The organism is Streptomyces colonosanans, assembly GCF_001866645.1.
In the GTDB taxonomy this organism is placed as follows: Bacteria; Actinomycetota; Actinomycetes; order Streptomycetales; family Streptomycetaceae; genus Streptomyces; species Streptomyces colonosanans.
Genome location: NZ_MLYP01000058.1, coordinates 234,086 through 255,178, shown reverse-complemented (window position 1 = coordinate 255,178; position 21,093 = coordinate 234,086). Strand labels below are relative to the sequence as shown.

Sequence of the window (21,093 nt, the reverse complement as noted above, 5' to 3'; positions counted from 1 at the left end):
GTTCTCCAGATGCAGGTGCGGGCAGGAGGTGTCAGAAGTCGACGAGTCGGCCCGCGGTGACGACCTCCTGGCCGTCGACGGAGACGGTGCAGCCACGCATGGCGATGTCGAGATGCGCGTACGACTCACGGCCGAGCACGGGGTGCGGGCCGGTGGACCACAGGAAGTTCCCGGCGAACGCCCGCGCGTCCATGCCCATCAGCTCTTCCTTGCCGTACAGGGCGGTGGCGAACCAGTCGGCGGTCCGCATCAGGCCCCAGCCCATGTGGGACAGGCTCCGCGCCCACTGGTCGTTCGCGTCCTCGAAGAACGTGTTCAGCAGCTGGGCCTCGGCTCCCCCGGAAACCTTCTCGATGTGTCCGCCCGCGATCTCCAAGGTGACCGGCTGACGCACGTACTCCTTGAACGGCAGCAGGATGTCGCCCTCTGCCAGCACAATCCTGCCGTCGGAGAGCCGCGGCCAGCACAGCACCATGGTGCTCGGCCAGTGGTCCCAGCGACCCGGGTCGTCGGCGAAGCCCACTTGGAACTCAGGCTTGGAGCCCGGAAGTTCGACGACAAGGTCAGTGCCGCCCTCGGATGTCACCCGCATGACGGATGCACTCTTCAACAGCTCCACACCCTTGAGGACCTCCGCCTTGTCCTCCTCCTTGGGCAGGTTCCGGATGAGGACGTCCGGGGCGTCACAGACGAAGAGGATGCGGGTGCCCGCCCGCAGGATCTCCTGCTGCAGGGGGGCATGGATGAAGCCCTCCCGCGTGAGATCCACGACCAGGTCGGCCGCCTTGAGCAGCTCCTGCGCTGTCGAGTCGTTCAGCACCGCAGTCAGGCCGGGCCCGGCGCCGGTGCGGGTGCTGTCCGCGGGGGACGGGTTGCCGCCGGGGACGGTGGCGGCGATGACGTGCGCGCCGCAGGCTTTCGCCGCGCCGAACGCGGCCGCCACGTAGTCACCGCGGCTGGTCGGCTCGGACAGGACGACGACGTGCTCGTCGGGCCGGAGCTTGCACAGCTTCAGCTCGCGGGTGAACGCGTCGAGCAGATCAACGGAGGTGAGGTCGAGCATGTCTCGCTCCTAAGCGATGGACGGGAAACGGTGATCGAACGGCCCGGGCGTGCGAGTGAGGGGGCCTGGATCCAGCCATGCGGACAGATGTCGACGCCTTGGTTGCAGTGCTCTGGAACGCCGCTGACGGAATTAATCCGAGCACGTACGATCTCGACTCGACAAGAGGGCGGCGTCGACATTGACACCGCCCCTCACGGTGATCTGCGTCACATCACGGTGCCACACTTGCCTGACCTGGAGTTTCTCGTGCACCCATCCCGCCCCCTCGGGTGTCACATGTGACCGGGCATTGAATGCAACGGGCACGGAACCTTGCGTGCAGGGAGTCACACATGCTCGGATCTCATTCATCCGCACCCGGACTATGTGCCCGGGGTGTCTTTCGATGGCTGGTTCCCGCCGTGCATGCCGCCTCTGAGGAGGGCCCCGATGTCATCTCCCGCTTCCACGAAGCGAACTGTCGCCGCGGTACCGCCCCCATGTTCATGGACACCGAGGCGACGTCGACAAGATCATCGGCTTCATCGAACAGGCGTACAGCGCCCGGACGAAGGCCCGGTAGGACTCCTCCGGGCTTTGGGGAGGCTTCGGGGCGCGGCAACAACATCTCCGTCCATGGGCCCCTCTCCGGCCCCGGCGGGGGGTTACCCGAAGTGCCTTCTCCTCCCCCGCAGCCATAGCGTCGCGTTTAATCACTTGTCGACAAGTAACAAGCTATCCAGGGAACTTGAGCCAACGTGAGTTACCAAAACCCATTTTGGCCTGTCGGGCTAACCTCAACCGTCCCGCGCATGGCGCGCTACTCGCACGTCCTCAGAAGAACTGGAACCACTGCTCGTGATGGCCACTCAACTCTTGCCGGCCCGGCCCCGCACACAGGCTGCGGCTCCGCCATCGATCCGATGGCGGAGCCCCATGGCTATGTCGAGGCCGTAGGGTTCAGCCGACAGGCCGGTAGCGGCCGGTGAACCGCGCGATTTTCAGTCCGAGGTGCAGGCAGAGACGTTCGTTGCCGTCTTTGAGGTTGGCGTCCGCCAAGTGCTCAAAGCGCTGAATGCGGTAGTACAACGACGTGCGATGCAGCTTCAGGCGTTCGGAGGTCGCGCGTGCGTTCCCGGAGAGATCAAGGTAGGTCTCCAGCGTCTGCAGCAGAGGCAGCGCCTCCGGATTGGTGAAGAGCCGCTCGAGCCCGGGATGAAGCACAAGCTCGCCGGGGTCCTGGCTGAGCAGCTGCGCGAGTACCCGGTAGATGCCGAGCTGGGACCATCGGGCAATCCGGGTGACGTCGGGCATGGAAGCAGCGATACGAGCAGCTTGGTCGGCCTCGAGATAGGAGCCACGTGCCTGCGCCAGCTCCGGCCGTGGCTGTCCGACGCCAATCAAAGACGACGACACCTGTTCGAGTCCGGCCAACGCGGTCTGCAGGGCGTGGTCGAACTGGGAGGCCCAGCGGTTCACCGTCAGCTCGTCGGCCTCCCCTTCCGTACCGAAGAGGAGCACCCCGTCGCTGTGAGAGACAAGATGGACGGCGTGTCGTGCGGGCAGCCGATGACGGGTGTTAACGAGCGCACGTTCGAGGGCGAGCCACACCCGGTCATCCGGCTCGGTGTCGGGGGTGAGAACCGGCCGGGCCACCAGCACGACAACGCCGAGGGAGGGGTCGAAGTGCCCGCCGTCGATGAGGGCGCGCGCCGCATCTGCCTGGACATCGCTGCCACACAGCAGCAGGTTTCTGATCGCCTCTGTCTCTCGATGTGACGCGAGTTCGCCGAACAGCACCTCACGATAAAGCGCGAGAGCGAAGTCCTGGGTGGCGGTTTCGGCCAGCGTCATCTCCTCCGAGCTCATCGACTTGTCGGATTCGATGAGCCACACATATCCCAGCAGAAGGTCGTGGTGCCGGATCGGTACGCATACCCGCGGCAGCATGCCGAGCGAGACATTGCCGGGAATGCGGACCGGGTGTCGCGCCTTGGCCAGCTCGAACCGTCCCAGCCATGCCAGCACCTCGGCAGATACGTGGCGCTGCAGAATCGAAGCACGGCGCACCGCGTCGGGCAGCTCGCTGTGCCGGCTGTAGACCACCAGCCGCTGTCGACGGTCCTCGACGGTCGCCGGGCGCGACAGTGCGGTCGCCAGCGAGTCAACGAGATGCTGGAGCTCCGGGTACATGATGAACACCTCCGGGGCGGTGCAGCCTGTGCTGGCCGTCGAGCACTCTGACACTCGAGCCACGGGCGTAGCAACGGATGGCGGCGTCGTATTTCTTCCATGCCGCAAACCCGCCACTGAAACCGGCCGTTGGGTGGGACTTGTCCGTCACAGGAATGCTCCTTTGCTGGGGTGGTGGCTCATGCGCTGAACTCAGACCACACGATCAACGACGCCTGCCCATCTCAACCCCCGACCCGTAATCGGGCTCCTGTGAGCGCTGTTGAGCGCCGGAATGGGGCGGCCCGCACCCGGGCACTCAGGGCGGCGGGCCGCGGTCAGGAGCCGGTCAACACCACCCCCGTGATGCGGTGGAGCCGGCGGCCGTGCCGATCACGACAGTCGCCCCGATTGACGTAAACCTAAACATCTGAAAAAGTAGATACAACAGCGGCGATGCAGGCTGGAAGGAGCGCAGCACCATGGATCCCCTGGCCGCACACAAGGCATTGGCCAATCCGGCTCGCCTGCAGTTCATGCAGTGGCTGAAGGACCCGGCGAAGCACTTCGACGAGAGTGCCTACCGCCAGCAGGGCCTCGGATTCCACATCGGTGTCTGCGTCGGCGACATCCAGGCCCGCTCCGGCCTTTCCCAGTCCGTGGTGTCCAGCTACCTGCAGACACTGAAGGACGCCGGACTGCTGGAGTCCGAACGGATCGGCAAGTGGACGTACTACCGGCGCAACGAGCGCACGATCGAGGCGTTCGCCGAGTACGTCCGCAACGAGCTCTGACCTTCCCCACTCGCCCCGACAGGCAGCACGCCGCACCGCCGCGCACGGCCGAGGCGCGCCCATCGCAGCGGCACACGAGCACCTCCATATATCTAGAAACCGCGATATGTAGCTATTCATGGGGCTGCGGTCGCCGCACAAGAAAGACGTTCATGAGAAGAAGTCCGTTTGCCGTTGCATCGCTCGCCCTGGGCGTGTTCAGCATCATCACGACCGAGATGGGCATCGTCGGAGTCCTGCCGCAGGTCGCGGACAGACTGGACGTCAGCACCTCCACCGCGGGTCTGCTCGTGGGCTCCTTCGCCCTCGTCGTGGCCGCCTCCGGCCCATTCATGACCCTCGCGGCCTCACGCCTTGACCGCCGGACCGTCCTGGCGGCGGCCATGGGCGTCTTCGCTCTCTCGAACGCCGTCTACGCGCTCACCACCCATTTCGCCGTAATGCTCGCCTTCCGGCTCATCCCTGCCCTCGCACATCCGGTCTTCTTCTCCGTCGCCCTGGCCACCGCCGTACGGCTCGGGAAGGGCGCCGATGCTGCCCGCGCGACCGCACGAGTCTTCGCAGGCGTCACCGTGGGCTTCGCCTTCGGCGTGCCGCTCACGTCCTACCTTTCGGATCACTTCTCACTCCAGGCCGCCTTCTGGTTCGGTGCGGCCGTCAACCTCCTCGGCCTCATCAGCGTCCTGCGCTTCCTGCCCGCGATGCCCGTGGACGAACGGCTCTCCTACAGCAGCCAGTTGGGCGTGCTGCGCAGCGGCCGCACATGGCTGACGCTGCTGTCCGTCGTCCTCGTCTTCGCGGCGTTGTTCTCCGTGTACGGCTACTTCGCCGAGTACCTCGGGACCGTCACCGGGATGAACGGGTCGTGGATCAGCGCCATGCTGATGGCTTTCGGCGTCGTGATGATCTTCGGTAACTTCGCCTTCGCCACGTTGCTGCGCACCGGTGCCACGCGCACCGTGGTCCTCTTTCCCGTCCTGTGCTGTCTCGTCTACGTGCTGGTGTTCGCCTTTGGCAGGCGCGTCGCGCCGATGGTGGCCGTCGTCCCGCTCTGGGCGGCCGTGCATTCGGGCGGTCTCATCGTGTGCCAGCACTGGCTGGGCCGCGACACCCAGCAGGCGCCCGAGTTCGGCAACAGCCTGTTCGTCTCCTTCTCCAACTTGGGCATCACCCTGGGCACGACGGCCGCCGGCTGGGCGCTGACCTCCTTGAGTACCCGCTCGCTGCCCTGGACCGGAATCGGCTTCGCCCTCGCCGCCCTGGCAACCGTGCTGCTGCGGCTGACGCTGGACAGGCGCCCACAGCAGGACGGAGCACGGGCTTCGGTGACGGCCCCGCTTCAGGAGCGGAGTGAAGCCAGCTGACGACGGCTGCCGCAGCCTCGGTCGAGCCGCAGGTGCGGATCGTGCGGGAGGTCGGCTGCGGACCAAGGGCGCCCGTGGTGCTGGCTCCCGCACCGCCGCCCTGGCCATGGTCTTCAAACTCGCCGAGTCCGCCCAGCAGCGGTGGCGGGTGTTGAACGCACCACCGGCTGGTGCCGCGCGCGTGCTCCGAGCGGGAGAGCAGCGAGCGCGGCGCTTGCCGCTGTCGGTGCGTCAGACGGCTGGCTTCTGGAAGGAGGTCGGCTTGGTGGCGAGCAGTGCAGTGATCTCATCGGCAAGATGCGGGCCGAGTTCGCCCCAGCCGTCCTTGTAGCCGTAGACGCCGGCCAAAGTGCGGGCGTCGTAGTCGCCGTTCATGATCTCGATGTCGGTGGCTGTGATGAGTGCCGGGTGGGCGACGCCGACGGCCGCCGAGACCTTCATCAGCTCCTTGCGCAGGGTGCGCAGGTAGACAGCGGCCCGGGTGGCCTTCGAGGTCGGGTCGAGGCCGCGGGCCAGCCACGGGTTCTGGGTGGCGACGCCGGTGGGGCACTTGTCGGTGTGGCACTTCTGCGACTGGATGCAGCCGATCGACAGCATCGCCTCACGGGCCACGTTGACCATGTCAGCCCCCAGAGCGAAGGCGACCGCGGCGTTCTCGGGCAGGCCGAGCTTGCCGGAGCCGATGAAGGTCAGGTCGTCGGTCAGCCCCCGCTCGGCGAAGGTGCCGTAGACCCGGGAGAAGCCCATCCGGAACGGCAGCGACACCGAGTCGCTGAAGATCAGCGGCGCCGCCCCGGTACCGCCCTCGCCGCCGTCGATGGTCACGAAGTCGACACCACGGTCACCACGCGCCATCAGCGTGGCCAGCTCCTGCCAGAAATCCATCTCTCCCACCGCGCTCTTGACCCCCACCGGCAGACCGGTCTCGGTGGCGAGCAGCTCGACGAAGTCGAGCATCGAGTCGACGTCGCTGAACGCGGTGTGCCTCGACGGGGAGGCGCAGTCCTTGCCCGGCGGGATGCCGCGGATCTTGGCGATCTCCGGGGTCACCTTCGCGCCCGGCAGCATCCCGCCCAGCCCTGGCTTGGCGCCCTGGGAGAGCTTGATCTCCAGCGCCTTGACCGGGGCGCTGGCGACCACATCCTTGAGCTTGTCGAGGTTGAAGCTGCCGTCCTCGTTGCGGCAGCCGAAGTACGCCGTACCGATCTGAAGGACGAGGTCGCCGCCGTTGCGGTGGTACGGCGAGAGGCCACCCTCGCCCGTATTGTGCATCGTGCCCGCCAGCGCCGCCCCTTTGTTGAGCGCCGTGATCGCCGCGCCGGAGAGTGATCCGAAGCTCATCGCCGAGATGTTCACCACGCTCGCCGGTCGGAACGCCTTGGCGCGCCCGCGCGGCCCGCCCAGCACCTTGGCCGAGGGCAGCGGGGCCTGCGGGTCCTGCGCGTCGGGCAGCGTGTCGGCGAACGTGCGCTGCTTCAGGTATGCGTGCCCCTGCACGTGCTCGACGTCGACGTCTGTTCCGAACCCGAAGTAGTTGTTCTCCTCCTTCGCCGACGCATAGATCCAGGTGCGCTGGTCACGACTGAACGGGCGCTCCTCCTCGTTGGAGGTCACGACATACTGCCGCAGCTCCGGCCCGATCATCTCCAGCAGGTACCGGGCGTGCCCGATCACCGGGAAGTTCCGGAGCAGCGCGTGCTTCTTCTGTATGAGGTCGCGGGCGGCCACCAGCGCCAATGCTGTTGCGGCGGCCGCGCCGATGCTCCGGGCACGCATAAACGTTCCTCTCCTCGATGCTCGACTCCATCGCCATGCGGTGGACGTCGTCGTATCGTGTTGGGCGTTGGGCGGCGGGCATGGCCAAGCGGGCGTCAGCGTCCGCCGAAGAATGTCAGACGATATTAGAGGCCGCGCGGATAAGCGTATGGTCAGGGTCTGCGGTTCCGGCGTTCGTCCCAGCAGATCGAAGAGCCTCACGGATACGTCCGTGAGGCATCTGAGCGGGGGCGAACCGCCGCTCAACGGGGAGGGACCCGCGCCCCCACGGCCCGGTCCCGCTCGGCCCGCGAGGTTGATTGCGCCACGTAATCGGTGGGTGTGATCGACCTGGCGAGGCCCGCGCGGGTGCGCTCAGCAGCGGCGAGCGCGTCGACGGCGAGGCCGTTTTGTGGCATTACGGGCGATTTCGCTCAAAGCGGCCTCACCGCCCCGGTGACGATCACGGCCGACCGCCTCAGCCCCGCGCGGCCGTTCCCGGCGGCTGCGTCGCCCGCCGGTGCACTTCCCGTACGGCCTCCACCAGCACTGGGGCGCGCGGTGCGAGCGCGCTGTCGCGGTGCCATGCCAGCAGCAACCGCATCCGCACGGACCCGCCGGCGATGGGCCGCACCGCTATGCCCTCGCCGCCCCTGTACGAGGCCTGGCAGGCGGAGACCGCGCGGCCGGCCGCAACCAGCTCCGTCCGCATGCCGGTCTGCTCCAGCCGGTAGCGCACGCGCGGACGGAAGCCCGCGCGTTCGCACTCGTCCAGCAGGTGCTCGGGCCAGCCGGTGCCGTCCGAAGGCGACAGCGCCCAGTCCTCGTCGGCGAGATCCGCCAGCCGCACCTCCTCCCGGGCGGCCGCCGCATGCCCGGCGGGCAGCGCCACATGGACGGGCTCCGTGGCCACCTCGGCGTACCGTACGGCCGGCTGCGGGCGCACCTCGAAGCCCGGGTAGTCGGCGAGCAGCGCGCCGTCGAGCCGGCCGGTGGCGATACAGTCGAGCAGCAGCCCGGTGTAGTAGGCGACCTGGAGCTCGGTGCGGGCCCCGGGCAGCAGCGTCGCCACTCGCTCCACGACCTCCAGCGCCAGCGGGCTCTCGTAGGCGCCGAAGCGCACCACCGACTGCGGCACGGCCCGCCCCAGGGCGCGGTCCAGCAGGTCGTCGATGTTGCCGAGAGCCGCACGCGTGCGCGACATCACGAACTCGCCGAACGGCGTCGGCCTCACCCCGTGCCGTCCCCGCGTGAACACCTCTCCGCCCAAGAGTTTCTCGATACGCCGGAGTTGGGCGCTGAGGGCAGGTTGTGAGACGCCCAGCGCCGCTGCAGCCCGGGTGACGCTGCCGTGTTCGGCGATGGTGCTGAGTGCCCGAAGGTGTCGTATTTCGAGTTGCACGGATGAACCCTAACTTCCCATAACCGCTTGGTGTTATGACGGTTTGGGATTACTCAGGGGCCACGTGGTGAGGCAAGGTCAGCCGGACCCCCCGCGCTGCCCAGAAAAACCGGAGGCCAGAGTGCATACCCGCACCATTCCGACCCTGCTGCTGTCCGCCGCCCTCACCGCGGGCGTCCTCGCCACGACCGCGGCGCCCGCCGCCGCCGTGGTCACGGCCGCCACCGCGGACACGGCCGCCACCGCCGAGGCGTCCTTCGCGGACCAACTGCGCGCGATACCCGGCGTGACCGTCACCGGCGTCACCGACAAGGACGGCTACCCGCTCTACTCGCTCACCATCACGCAGCCGATCGACCACAGCAAGCCCGAACTCGGCACCTTCGGGCAGCGCTTCACCCTCTGGCACAAGTCGGTGACCAAGCCGGTCGTCTTCTACACCGGTGGCTACGGCCTCTCCAGCGCCACCCGTGAGCCCACCACCATCCTCGACGCCAACCAGCTCAGCGTCGAGCACCGCTTCTTCGGTCCCTCCCGCCCGGCCGACGTCGACTGGTCGAAGATGACCGTCTGGCAGGAGGCGAGCGACGAGCACGCCATCGTCGAGGCGATCCGCCCGCTGTACGACAAGAGTTCCAAGTGGCTCAGCACCGGCGGCAGCAAGGGCGGCATGACGCAGACGTACCACCGCCGCTACTACCCCGAGGACGTTGACGCGGTCATCGCCTACGTCGCTCCCAACGACGCCAACAACCATGACGACAAGGGCTACGAGCGGTTCTTCGAGACCGTCGGCACCAAGGAGTGCCGTGATGCGCTGAACGCGGTCCAGCGTGCGATGCTCGAACGCCGCGACACCCTGCTGCCCAAGTTCGAGGCGACGGCGAAGGAGAAGGGCTACACCTTCACCAACACCCTCGGCACCACCGATCGCGCCTATGAGTTCGCCGTGCTGGACCAGGTCTGGAACTTCTGGCAGACCGGCACCGCCGCCGACTGCCCGACCGTGCCCGACGCCCAGACCGTGTCCGACGACGACCTCTACACCTGGTCGCTCGGCCACGGCCTGTCCGTCTACGAGGACAGCTCACTCGGCGCCAACGGCTCCGGCCCGTACTACCGGCAGGCCGCCGCTCAACTGGGTTGGGCCGACCTGAAGTTCAAGCACCTCAAAGGCGTCCGCCACTTCCCGGACATCTACCAGCCCAACTCGGTGCTGCCTGCCGACATGCGCACCGACTACAACGGCAAGGCTATCTCCGACGTCGACAAGTGGGTGCGGAGCGACTCCGAGCGCATGATGTTCGTCTACGGGCAGAACGACCCTTGGAGCGCCGAGCAGTTCGAGCCGAGCTCCCACGACTCGTACAAGTACATCGTCCCCGGCTCCAACCACGGCGCCCGTATCTCCGCTCTGCCCGCCGACCAGCGGGACGCGGCCATCGCCACGATCAAGCGCTGGGCCGGAGAGTGAGAGTTCTCCCGATGGGCGGCTGACATGCGTTCCCGCGGCCCGCAGGCCTGACGGGCGGTGAGTTCGTTGCGGACGGCGCGCATCCGCCGGGCCGCGGCCCGGTAGGTGCGGCCGGTCGAAGCCGCCAGTCCAGCCGCCGGTGCACGACACGGGGCGCTCCTGGGTGGCCTCCGGCGGGGCGGGGCCGACCGGTTCCGCGCCGAGGCTGCCCGGGGTGTGCCCCGACACCCACCGGCCGGTGCTGCGGTCCTGCACGGACCGGGGCGGCGGGCGCCCCCTGCGCCCGCCGCCCCGGTCCGTCGCTCAGCAGCCGCGGCTCGCGGAAGACCCGCGCGTGCTGCGGCCGGCGGGCGTCGGCCGCAGCGCTCCTTTCATGTCGGCGCGGGGCTCGGCGCGACCGCACTGCTTGACTGATTCGGTGCACGGCAGGCCTTCCCCTCAGCGTAAATCGCGGAATTGGCCATACGGTGACATATACCATCAAGACCTGTTAAGTCCGCCGCACGGTCCGGTGCGTACCCAGATGCACTGCGACGCACGTCGAGCACTTCAGGAGACCACGATGAGCGAGCAGCCGGTCCTTCTCCCCTATGCCGACCCGGCCTTCGTGGCAAACCCGTTCCCGTTGTACCGACAGCTGCGCGAGAAGGGCCCGATGCGGCGCGTGGTCATCGCCGGCGGCCTGGATGCCTGGCTGGTCACGCGGTACGAGGACGGACTCGCCGCGCTCTCCGACCCGCGGCTGAGCAGCGACATCCGCGACTCGTCGGACCCCCGGCTCTTGCAACAACTGGCCGCGACGGAACGCGAGTCCATGCTGCGCAACATGCTCCGGGCGGACCCGCCCGACCACACCCGCCTGCGCCGCCTGGTCTCGAAGGCGTTCACCGCGCGCCGGGTGGCCGAGCTGCGGCCCCGCGTCCAGGCCATCACCGACGGGCTGCTCGACGCGATCGTGCAGGCCGGCCGCGCGGACCTCGTCGCGGACTTCGCGCTGCCGCTTCCAGTCACCGTGATCAGCGAGCTGCTCGGAGTGCCCACGACCGACCGATACGAATTCCAGCGGTGGACCGACGACATGATCCTCCGGGGACCCGAGCCGCCGGACCCGGCCGTGGCCGACGCTGCCTGGCAACAGATGCGCGCGTACCTGACCAAACTTCTGGAAGCCAAACGAGCCAACACCGCAGACGACCTGCTCAGCGCTCTGATCACCGCTCGTGACGAGGAGCAGCGTCTGGACGAGGACGAATTGATCGCCATGGCGTTCCTGCTGCTGGTGGCCGGATACATCACCACGGTCAACCTGATCAGCGGCGGCATCGCAGCACTGCTCGCCCACCCCGACCAGCTCGAGCTGCTGCGGGACGATCCGGCGCTGCTGCCGGACGCGGTCGAGGAGTTCCTGCGCTACGACGGACCGGTAAACCCCGGCATCGCCCGCTTCGCGCGGGAGACTCTCGAGATCGCGGGCGTGACGATCCCGCGCGGCGCCACCGTGCTGGTGGCCTCCGCCATCGCCGACCGCGATCCGGCACGGTTCCCGGACCCCGATCGTCTGGACATCACCCGTCGGAACAACCCTCACCTCGCGTTCGGCCATGGCATCCATTACTGCCTGGGCGCGCCGCTGGCCCGGCTGGAGGGTCAGGTCGCCATCGGGACCGCCCTGCGCCGCCTTCCCGATCTCGCCTTGGCCGTGCCGCCGGGCGAACTGCGCTGGAGGCCAAGCGTCCTGCGCGGTCCCGAACACCTGCCCGTCGTGTTCACCCCCAGTTCCATGCCCGACGTTACGGGCCCGGCCGCTCCGGCCTGATGTGGACACCCGAGAGCGCCCCTCGTGGCATCGTCGCCGGTCCCATCACCGAGACGGCGTGAAGGCGAGCCTTCCCGGACGCTTCTTGCTCGTACAGCAGGTGAGCGGCGGCCAGGTGCGGGCCCGGTCCAAGAAGATCGGGTTCGGGGCGGACGGCAGCTGTGGCAGCGTGACGTATGGAGACATGGTCGTGCGCGGCGAGCAAGGGTGGTGCATCGGCCGCAGCGAGGTCACCGCACGGCGCCTTTCCGGTGCGGACCGGCGGCCCGAGTGACGTCGGTGGATCCCCCGGGCCGGCAACGGTGCCCCTTCCGCAACTGGAAGGGGCACCGTCGGACGCCCTGACGGTGCGCCGGGCTGGGTCAGACGTTCAGCATCCCCGAGGTGTCGATGATCTGACGGATCGCCCGGCCCGAGGCCAGCTCCTCGATCGCGGTGTTGATGCCGGTCAGAGGCAGGGTGCCGGTGTGCATCCGCTCCACCGGCATCAGGCCTGCCCGCCACAGGTCCAGGAACCGGGGAATGTCGCGGCGCGGTACCGCGTCGCCCATGTACGAACCCAACAGGGACTTGCCCTCGCCGGCGAACGCCAGTGCCGGGACTTCCAGCACCCTGTCGGGGGCGGGCAAGCCCACCGAGACGACCGTGCCGCCGCGGGCCACGGCCGTCAGGCACTCGGCCATCACCTTCGGGCTGCCCACTGCCTCGACCGCCAGCTCGACACCACCAAAGGTGAGTTCACGAATCGCCTCGACCGCCTCGCCGGGGGCGTACATGTGGGTCGCGCCCAGCTGGAGGGCCAGCTCGCGCTTCTCCGGCACCGGGTCGACCGCGATGACCGGGTACGCCCCCGCCGCGCGGGCACCCAGCACTGCGGACAGGCCCACGCCGCCCAGGCCATAGACCACCGTCGACTGGCCGGGGCGCAGGGCAGCCGTGTTGATGACGGCTCCGGCACCGGTCAGAACCGCGCAGCCGAACATCGAGGCCACCGTGAACGGGATGTCCTCCGGGATCGGCACCACCGACTCCTGGGCCAGCACCGCGTGTTCGGAGAACGCGGAGACGCCCAGCTGGTGGTGGACCGGGGCGCCGGAGGCGTCGGTCAACAGCGACGGGCCGTGCAGCAGCGCCCCTGACCCGTTCGCCGCGGCAGCCTGTGCGCACAGGGCGGGCCGGCCGGCCGCGCAGTCGGCGCAGAAGCCGCAGCTCGGCACGAAGACCAGGGCCACGTGGTCACCGGGACGGACCCGGCTGACGCCCGGTCCGGTCTCCTGCACGACGCCCACCGCCTCGTGCCCCAGCGCCATGGGCAGCGGGCGGACCCGGTCGCCGTTGACCACCGACAGGTCCGAGTGGCAGAGCGAGGCGGCCGCGATCCGGACCAGCACCTCGCCCTCTCGCGGGGCGCCCAGCTCCAGCTCCTCCACCTCGACCGGGCGGCTCTCGCAGTAGGGGCGGGCAGTCGACACGCCGCGCAGCACCACCGCACGGGTCTTCATGCCCGCACCTCCGGGCGCGGGGCGCAGCGCAGCACGTCACGGCTCTCCAGCAGTGGGACGACCTTGCCGAGCACGATCTCCTGGAAGTGCGCGGTGGCACAGTGCGCGGTGAAGTCGGCTTCGGAGCCGTACTCCTCGTACAGCACGATCGCCCGCGGGTCCTCGGTGCCCTGGTGGACGCGGTAGGCGAGGTTGCCCGGCTCCTGGCGGGACGCGGCGGCCATCGTGTCGAGCAAGGGGAGGACGGTGTTCTCCTTCCCCTCCTTGGTGTGGTAGCGGGCGACGACTACGTATGACATGGGGGCTTACTCCTGGGATGGTGCGGCAGGCCTCTTCAGAGCGGCGGACGGAACCGGCGGCAGTTGGTCCCGGTGCAGGTGCCAGAGGCGGGGGTCGGACGTGGCGGCAGCAACGGACCCGAGGGCCAGTGCGAGCGCCACGTCCGCGGGGGTCTCCACGAAGCCCGCGGCGACCGACGGGGACATCGCGCGCAGTGCCTGCTCGCTCATCCGGGCGACGATCGGGGCGGGCATGATCTCGACCAGGTCCGGCGCCCCGCGCGAGATCGCGTCCGTGGAGCGGCGCAGGTTGGACCGGTCGGTGACGAACACCTTCATCATCGTCAGCAGGCCGAGCGGCCGGCCCTTCTCTATCAGCGAGAGCCGGGTACTGACCACGCCGTGCGCGCCCATGTTCTTGATGAACTCCAGCGCGCCCCGGTCCTGGGCCAGACCGGGGCTGCTGTCCACGTTCACGAACACGGTCTTCCCCGCCCGGACCAGCGTCGGCACGACCTGGGGCAGCTGCCCCACCGTGAGCGACGCGGCGATGCACGCCTTGGCCGGTGCGGTCAGGAACTGCCGTAGCGGCTGGGTGCCGACGACCGACGCGATGACCGGGACCTCGGCCAGCGCGGAGACCAGCCGGGCGTCGAGTGCGGCACTGGACCGGGACGGGAAAGGAGTCATGGCAAGGGCCTACCTGGGGATCAAGGGTCCGTGGCTGCTGAGGTCAGCTCAGCGGAGACGTACCGAAGCGGCTGGGAAGGCCCAGCTTGCCAGGGTTGAGGATGCCGGCCGGGTCCAGGGCCTGCTTCACCGCGACGAACGTCGCGAAGCCCGCCCCGAGGGATTCCTCCAGGTAGGGGCCGCGCAGCAGCCCGCAGCCATGGTGGTGGCTGAGCGCCGCGGCGTGCTTGATGAGCACGGCGTTGGCCGCGTCCCACACCGCGCGGTACCAGTCGCGGCGCGACTCGGGCGCCACGTTTCCGCGGAGCGAGAAGTAGACGCAGGCGCCGTCGGTGTACGCGTGGGACTGGTGGGCCGAGGCGGCCAGGGTGCCGTCCACCGCCTGGATCGCGGCGACGACCTCGTCGTAGATCACCGGGAGGTCGGTCCAGGACGCGGCCATCTCCAGGGTGTCGGCGACGAAGCCCGGACCCGGCTTGAAGCCGTCGGCGGACTTGCCGACCAACATCCGCTCGTCCAGCCAGCGCTCGAAGACGGCCTGGCTGTCCAGCTCGGGGCCGTACTCCTCGCAGACCTCCTTCGCCACCTTGATCGAGGTGTCGACGATGGCCGGGTCGCCCTCGTCGGCGATGAGCAGGAGGTTGGTCTCCGGGTGGCCGAAGTGGGTGCCCGACTCCAGGGTGTCGTACAGGCGCAGGACGGCCGGGGTGGCACCACGCTGCATGATCCTGCGGCAGGCATGCAGGCCCTCCGCGAACGTCTTGAAGCCGTACGCGGCGGCACTCGCGTACTCCGGCAGCGGGTGGACCCGCAGCCGGGCCGAGACGATGACGCCGAGGGTGCCCTCGGAGCCGACGAACAGCTGGCGCAGGTCCGGGCCGACCGCGGCGCGGGCGTAGTCGCCGTACGTGACTCGGGTGCCGTCCGCATGCACGACGTCGACGCCGACGACCATGTCCTCGATCTTGCCGTACCGGGTGGAGAGCTGACCGGCGCCGCGGCAGGCGATCCAGCCGCCGACGGTGGAGACGGCGAACGCGGACGGCCAGTGGCCGGTGGTGACGCCGTACTCCTCCTGGAGCTGCTTCTCGAAGAGGTCGCCGAACATGCCGGCCTGGACGTCCACGATGTTCGACTCGGCGTCGAAGCCGACGATGCTGTTCAGCCCGCACACGTCCAGGACGACGCCGCCGAAGACGGGGAGCGCAGCGCCGGTGACATTGGAGCGGCCCGCGGACGGGGTTACCGGGATGCCGGCCTCGTGGCAGATCCGCAGCACGGCCGCGACCTGGTCGGCGTCGGCGGCCTCGACGATCACGGCATTCGGGGTCGCGGGACGGCCCTCGGTCTCGCCGATCATCGAACCGGCCCACCAGTCACGAGTCCGGGTGACGACCTCCTCGCGGGAGGTGTGCACCGCGTGCGCGGCCTCGCGCAGCGCCGCGACCACGGACTCGGGGACCTCGACCGGGTTCACCTGGAGCGCGGCCTCGCCGTCGCCGATCGGGGTGTTCTGCGCCCACTTGGAGAAGCTGGGGGCGCCGATGGTGTAGTTGCCCCGGTTGAACGGGTGGGTGATGGTCTGACGGCTGATCATGCTGCGGCCCCTTCGAGGAGTACGGACTTTTCGTGGTGGACGGCTGCGACGTACTCGGCGACCGAGCGCTCGACCTCCGCCTCCGGGAGGTTCAGTTCCCGGCCGAGGATCGCGCCGACGGCCTCGGCGGCGTCGACGGAGGCGTCCCGGGCGAACAGCCGGGCGCGCGTGCGACGGGAGAGGACGTCGTCGACCGACCGGGCCAACTCGGCGCGGGCCGCGTACACGACCTCCGCCTTCGTGTACGGGAGGCCCGAGACGATCGGTTCGGCCAGGGACGGGTCGTCCTGGATGAGGTCGCCGACGAAGCGGGCCTCGGTGCCGAAGCGCTCGCCCAGGTGTGCGGCGATGCCGCCGGACGCGGCGACGGCCTCGGAGTCGTAACCGGCGCCGCCGAGGAGCGGGAGGTCGGTGGTGCGGCTCTTCCCCCTGCGGCCGAGGACCGTCATCACCTTGTCGATGACGAGCTCGCCCATGTGCCGGCTGGTGGTGAGCTTCCCGCCGGTCACCGTCACCATGCCGGTGCGGCCGACGGTGACGCGGTGGTCGCGGCGCATGTCGAGGGTGGCGCCCTCCTTGCCGCCGACCAGCGGGCGCAGACCGCCGATGGAGCCGACCACGTCGTCCGGGGTGAGCTTCCCCTCGAAGGCGGTGTTGGCGCCCTCCAGCAGGAAGTCCATCTCCTCGCGGGTGCAGTGCACGTCGTCAGGGGAGCCCTGGTAGTCCTCGTCTGTGGTGCCCAGCACGACGTTGTTGCCCCAGCGGGTGCAGGTCGCGCGGCGGGCCCGGCCGGGGATCGGCACGGTGACCGTGCAGTTGATGCGCACCTTGTCCCACGGCACCACGATGTGGACGCCCTTGGCGGGCCGGACCTGAGGCTTGTGACCTTCGTCCGCCTTTGCGTCCAGCTCGTCGGTCCACACCCCGGTGGCGTTGACGACGGCCCGCGCGCGGATGTCGATGGTGTCGCCGTCAGCCGTGACCCGGGCGCCGGACACCTTCCCCAGCTGCATCAGCAGGCTTTCTGCCTTGGCCCCGTTGAGGACCGTCGCTCCGAGCGCGGCGGCGGTGCGGACGATGGTGAGGACGAGGCGGGCGTCGTCGGTACGGGCGTCGAAGTACATCAGCCCGCCCTTGAGGTTCTCGGCGCGCAGCGTCGGCGCCTGGGCGAGCACCTCGGGAACGGTGAGCCGCTGGTGGAGCTTGCCGATCCGCCATCCGCCGACCAGGTCGTATGTCCACAGCAGGCCCTCGAAGCCCTTGGCGAGGCGGGCGTCGAAGACACCCTCTTTCTCCAGGATCGGGAAGAGGAACGGCAGCCGGTGCACCAGGTGTGGGGCGTTCTTCCGGAAGCGGTGACGCTCCAGGAGCGAGTGGCGGACCAGATTGACGTTGCCCTGCTCGATGTAGCGCAGACCGCCGTGCACCATCTTCGACGACTTCGACGAGGTGCCGGAGGCGAAGTCGTCCTTCTCGACCAGGGCTGCGCGCAGACCGCGCGAGGCGGCGTCGAGCACGGCGTACGCCCCGGTGATGCCACCACCGATGACGAGCACGTCGTACATGTCGTCGGCCAGTCGGCGCTTGAGGGCCGCCCGGTCGAGCAGCAGAGGCGTCCGGCGGGTCGCCGCGGCGTTGCGCCGTGGTTTCCGGGCGGGCATGGTGATCACAACATCAACTCCTGGTGTTTCGGTTCGGCGGCCCTGTCATCGTGTGCGGGCTGCCGGTGCGACGGCCGGGGGCCGTCAGTGGGGGGTGTGAGGTTCGGGCGTGTCCTCCCGCAGGGGGAGCAGCTCGGGGTCGTTCAGATGGGCGATCAGCACGTCGCGCCAGGCGGCTCGCAGCTCGGTGCGCTCGGCTGCCGTGATCGACGGCTCAAAGACCTGGCCCTGCGGCTGTGCTTCGACGACCTCTTCGAGCGAGGACCACAGGCCTTGGGCGACCCCGGCCAGATACGCGGTGCCGCGCAGGCTCGCGGTGGCGGAGTCGGAGACCCGTTCCAGCGGCAGGCCGGTCAGGTCGGCCTGGATCTGCATCAGCGGGTCGCTACCGGAGACGCCACCGCCGACGCGTAGCCGGGTGAACGGGGTGCCCATGGTGTCGGCGACCCCGTCGATCAAGTCGCACACCGAGTGCGCGATCCCGTCGAGCACGGCGCGGGCGAGGTCGGCGCGAGTGGTGGCCAGTGTGAGCCCGGTGAGGGACGCGGTGGCCTCCGGGTGCCAGACCGGCGTACGGACACCGGCGAGCGCCGGGACGAAACGCGGGGTGCGGCCAGGCCGGTTGGTGACCCGGCCCGCTTCCTCACCGAGCTCCTTCGGCGACGCGAACAGCCCCAGATCGTCACAGAGCCAGCGCAGCGCCGAACCCGCGGTAGAGGTGTACGCCTCCAGGCTGTAGTGGCTGATGTCGCCCTGCCGTCGGCCGGGCTGGGCGAGCACCCCGGAGATGTCCGGCCGGGGCAGGGCGGGCGTGGTGCCGGTCGCCGCGTCGACGAACGCGCCCGTCCCGTACATGCACATGCCCTGCCCGGCGGCGAGACCGCCGAGCGCGACGAGTGCGGCGTGCTGGTCGCCCATGGAGGCGGTCAGCGGGACGGCGATGCCGAGAGCGGCCGGGTCGGTCGTGCCGAAACCGGTGTCGTCGGAGCGGAGCTCGGGCAGCAGGTCGAGTGGGAAGCCGAGGTGGCCGATCCATTCCTCGTCCCAGGCGTGCCGCTCCAGCAGGTAGCCACCGGTGGACGCGGCGTTGGTCGGGGTGGTGGCGTGCACAGCGCCACCGGTGAGGCGCCAGATCAGCCAGGTGTCGACGGTGCCGAAGAGCAGCCGTCCCGTCCGGTGCGCCTCGGCCGTCTCCGGGTGCGCGGCGATCTGGCGGGCGGCCCAGAGGAACGGGGAGCGGGCGCCGACCGGCCGGCCCTGCCGGGCCAGCAGGACAGCGTCCCAGTCCGCCTCGTGGGCGGTGAGCTCGTGCGCATACCGCCGGTCCTGCCACACCACCGCGGGCAGCAGCGGTCGCCCGGTGACCCGGTCCCACAGCATCGCCGTGGCCCGCTGTGTCGACAGCGCGACCGAGGTGATCTCGATGCCCTCTTCGCGTGCCCGGCCGACGGCTCGGCGTGCCACTTCGACGGTGGCGGTCCAGATCTCCATCGGGTCCTGCTCGACCGAGAGGTCGTTCGGATGGCTGACCTTGATCGACCGGTAGAACACCTCGTGGGTGGCGCCCGAGTCGAGCACGACTCCGGCCCGGGTGCCCGTGGTGCCCTCGTCGATGGACAGCACACCGCGCCGTGGGGAGGCGCCGGGGAACGTCTGCGTCATGGCAGCCCTTTCAATCGAGCATCGCGCGCGAGCCGTGCGGAGGGATACGGAGAGGACGGATGTGGAGGGGAAGGGACCAAAGCGTGGTGCGCCAGGTCCGGCGGCGGGTCAGGGCGCAGTCACGGAGGGCGCCGCAGCGGTGTCGCGGTCCTGTCCGGCGACCTCGTCGGGCGAGGCGGCCTTCGTCGGGTCCCACTTGATCATCAGGCAGATGATCAGTCCGATCAGCGGCACGACAGACAGCACCAGGAAGGTGTCGGCGAGTCCGAGTGAGTCCTTGATCTGCGGAAACACGTACAGGCCGGCGACACTGCCGAAACTACCGACCATCCCGGTGACACCAGTGCCCAGGGCTCGGACGTCACTGCTGTAGGAAAGCGCGGCGATGGACTTGCCGTTGGCGCCGGGGCCCGCCGAGTGGCAGAGGATGAACAGCACCGGCAGCAGGAATGCCACGGCCGTGGGCACCTTCTCGAAGGTCAGCCCCATCGCCACCAGGGCCACGAAGACCCCGGCAAAACCGGCGGCGGAGCTGAGCCGCAGCCCGAGGCGGCGACCGAAGTACGCGGACAGCAGCCCGCCCGCAATACCGAAGGCATTGAACACCATCGAGCCGATGGTGGCCTTCTCGAAGCTCTCGCCGAAGATCGTCAGACTGATCAACGGGAGGTACCAGCCGACCGCGAAGTACTGCATCGACTGCCCGAGCGAGATCGCCGAGGAGAGGATCGTGCGCGGCAGGTACTCGCCCTTGAACAGGAGCCCGGCCTGGCGGAAACCGATGACGGGTGCCTCGGCTGCGGTGCGGGTCACCGCGTCGGGCGTACCGGCGACGGCCTTGATCCCGTAGATCCGGTCCAGGTTGGCGACGGACTCCTCCAGCCGGCCCTTGCTGGCCAGCCAGGTGGGGCTCTCCTTGAGCATCAGCGCCTGGCTCAGCAGCAGCGCGATGGCGACGACCGCGGCCGAGCCGACCGACCAGCGCCAGATGTCGGCGCCGACGTCCAGGTTGAAGAAGACCAGAGCCAGGGCCAGGTTGCTGGTGGTGGCGACGTACCAGACGGCTTGCCACAGGTTGAGCCGGCCGCCCAGCTTCGCGGGCGTGTACTCGGCGAGCAGCGCCATGGCGACCGCAAAGTCGATGCCGTACGCGACACCCACCAGAACCCGGCCGAGCCACACGACGGTGAAGTCACCGGCGAACGCGGCGAGCAGGGCACCCGCGATCGCGAACACCTTCGCGATGAGCAGCGGGGGAACGCGGCCGATGCGGGTGGCGAGCCAGCCACCGAAGGGGTTGAAGATGATCGCCAAGGCCGGAGCAGTGGCCGTGAGGATCGAGACTTGGGTGCTGGTGAGCTCCATCTGGGTCGTCATCGGCCCAAGACCGGCGCTCAGTGCGGCGTTCGAGTAGGCGTCGAGGAACAGCCCGCCGAACACGAGGAACCAGATGGTCTGAGCCCGGCCGGTGATCTTTCCCAGCCCATCGATGAGCGCAACGACGTCTGCGACGCCTCTGACGCTCGGACGTTGTGCCATGAATCCGCCTTCGAGGAAGACCTACCGGCGGCATGGGGAGCACAGAAAAAAGGCACGACAAAGCCACCGACAGGTGGTCTGTGTCTGTGCCTGTCAAAACACTGCGGAAAGCGCCGCAGCACGTGAACTGCTGGAACTGCTGATTACGCGGTGCAGTGAGGTTATGAACGAGCCGGGAGAAACGTCAAGGGTTTCAGCCAGGTTACCGAAACGTGACGGGTGTCCAGCGGGGGACGCAGGTGGGTGGCGGCAACGAGTTCGCGGACGCCGCCGGCGCGGATGTGACGATGGGCGAGGGATGGATCACGAACAGGCACAAGAGGCCGAGGGCCTGGAAGAAGG

General features: G+C 69.1%; 16 protein-coding genes. 5 read left to right on the top strand and 11 right to left on the bottom strand.

The annotated features are described in order from the left end of the window. Positions 1-31: 31 nt before the first annotated feature. Both BIV24_RS22640 and BIV24_RS36535 read right to left on the bottom strand, forming a co-directional pair. Positions 32-1,063, bottom strand: coding sequence for a 2,5-dihydroxypyridine 5,6-dioxygenase NicX family protein (locus BIV24_RS22640; protein WP_071368233.1), 1,032 nt, complete (start codon positions 1,061-1,063; stop codon positions 32-34). A 942-nt stretch (positions 1,064-2,005) separates the two neighbouring features. Further along, the gene (locus tag BIV24_RS36535) at positions 2,006-2,701 is read right to left on the bottom strand and encodes a PucR family transcriptional regulator (RefSeq protein WP_425442585.1); all 696 of its coding nucleotides are present in this window, start codon (positions 2,699-2,701) and stop codon (positions 2,006-2,008) included. Between the two features lie 998 nt (positions 2,702-3,699). Between BIV24_RS36535 and BIV24_RS22630 the strand changes: the two genes are divergently transcribed. Further along, positions 3,700-4,011 (top strand): ArsR/SmtB family transcription factor, encoded by a 312-nt coding sequence (locus BIV24_RS22630; RefSeq protein ID WP_071368231.1) that lies wholly within the window; start codon positions 3,700-3,702, stop codon positions 4,009-4,011. 152 nt (positions 4,012-4,163) lie between these two features. Then, positions 4,164-5,375 (top strand): MFS transporter, encoded by a 1,212-nt coding sequence (locus BIV24_RS22625; RefSeq protein WP_071368230.1) that lies wholly within the window; start codon positions 4,164-4,166, stop codon positions 5,373-5,375. A 231-nt stretch (positions 5,376-5,606) separates the two neighbouring features. Here BIV24_RS22625 and BIV24_RS22620 read toward each other — a convergent pair whose 3' ends face one another. Together BIV24_RS22620 and BIV24_RS22615 are read right to left on the bottom strand one after the other, a co-directional pair. Then, positions 5,607-7,151, bottom strand: a complete 1,545-nt coding sequence (locus BIV24_RS22620; protein ID WP_071368229.1) for an FMN-binding glutamate synthase family protein — start codon at positions 7,149-7,151, stop codon at positions 5,607-5,609. 457 nt (positions 7,152-7,608) lie between these two features. Next, the gene (locus tag BIV24_RS22615) at positions 7,609-8,532 is read right to left on the bottom strand and encodes a LysR family transcriptional regulator (RefSeq protein WP_071368228.1); all 924 of its coding nucleotides are present in this window, start codon (positions 8,530-8,532) and stop codon (positions 7,609-7,611) included. A gap of 121 nt (positions 8,533-8,653) precedes the next feature. On the opposite strand from BIV24_RS22615, the gene BIV24_RS22610 reads away from it, so the two are divergent. The 3 genes from BIV24_RS22610 to BIV24_RS22600 all read left to right on the top strand — a co-directional run bounded on the left by BIV24_RS22610 (position 8,654) and on the right by BIV24_RS22600 (position 12,096). Continuing rightward, positions 8,654-10,006, top strand: coding sequence for a S28 family serine protease (locus BIV24_RS22610; protein ID WP_071368227.1), 1,353 nt, complete (start codon positions 8,654-8,656; stop codon positions 10,004-10,006). A 562-nt stretch (positions 10,007-10,568) separates the two neighbouring features. Beyond that, positions 10,569-11,822, top strand: coding sequence for a cytochrome P450 family protein (locus BIV24_RS22605; RefSeq protein WP_071368226.1), 1,254 nt, complete (start codon positions 10,569-10,571; stop codon positions 11,820-11,822). Between the two features lie 85 nt (positions 11,823-11,907). Continuing rightward, complete coding sequence (locus BIV24_RS22600; protein ID WP_143064645.1) at positions 11,908-12,096, top strand: hypothetical protein; 189 nt, start codon at positions 11,908-11,910, stop codon at positions 12,094-12,096. Between the two features lie 88 nt (positions 12,097-12,184). Here BIV24_RS22600 and BIV24_RS22595 read toward each other — a convergent pair whose 3' ends face one another. From BIV24_RS22595 to BIV24_RS22565, 7 genes are all read right to left on the bottom strand, one after another. Further along, positions 12,185-13,324 carry a zinc-binding dehydrogenase gene (locus tag BIV24_RS22595; RefSeq protein WP_071368224.1) on the bottom strand — a complete coding sequence of 380 codons (1,140 nt, stop codon included), beginning with the start codon at positions 13,322-13,324 and terminating at the stop codon, positions 12,185-12,187. Continuing rightward, on the bottom strand, positions 13,321-13,623 hold the full coding sequence (locus BIV24_RS22590; RefSeq protein WP_071368223.1) for a putative quinol monooxygenase: 303 nt from the start codon (positions 13,621-13,623) through the stop codon (positions 13,321-13,323). The genes BIV24_RS22595 and BIV24_RS22590 overlap by 4 nt, the downstream gene beginning before the upstream one ends. 6 nt (positions 13,624-13,629) lie before the next feature. Continuing rightward, positions 13,630-14,292 carry a glycerol-3-phosphate responsive antiterminator gene (locus BIV24_RS22585; protein WP_071368222.1) on the bottom strand — a complete coding sequence of 221 codons (663 nt, stop codon included), beginning with the start codon at positions 14,290-14,292 and terminating at the stop codon, positions 13,630-13,632. A 43-nt stretch (positions 14,293-14,335) separates the two neighbouring features. After that, the gene (locus BIV24_RS22580) at positions 14,336-15,889 is read right to left on the bottom strand and encodes an FAD-binding oxidoreductase (RefSeq protein WP_071368221.1); all 1,554 of its coding nucleotides are present in this window, start codon (positions 15,887-15,889) and stop codon (positions 14,336-14,338) included. Then, on the bottom strand, positions 15,886-17,559 hold the full coding sequence (locus tag BIV24_RS22575) for a glycerol-3-phosphate dehydrogenase/oxidase (protein ID WP_071368220.1): 1,674 nt from the start codon (positions 17,557-17,559) through the stop codon (positions 15,886-15,888). Before BIV24_RS22575 ends, BIV24_RS22580 begins: the two co-directional genes overlap by 4 nt. 75 nt (positions 17,560-17,634) lie before the next feature. Then, a complete protein-coding gene (locus BIV24_RS22570) occupies positions 17,635-19,212 on the bottom strand; it encodes an FGGY family carbohydrate kinase (protein WP_071368219.1) in 1,578 nt (525 codons plus the stop codon). Between the two features lie 108 nt (positions 19,213-19,320). Continuing rightward, positions 19,321-20,751: an MFS transporter gene (locus BIV24_RS22565; RefSeq protein ID WP_071368218.1), complete on the bottom strand. Its 1,431-nt coding sequence runs from the start codon at positions 20,749-20,751 to the stop codon at positions 19,321-19,323. Between the last annotated feature and the right edge of the window lie 342 nt (positions 20,752-21,093).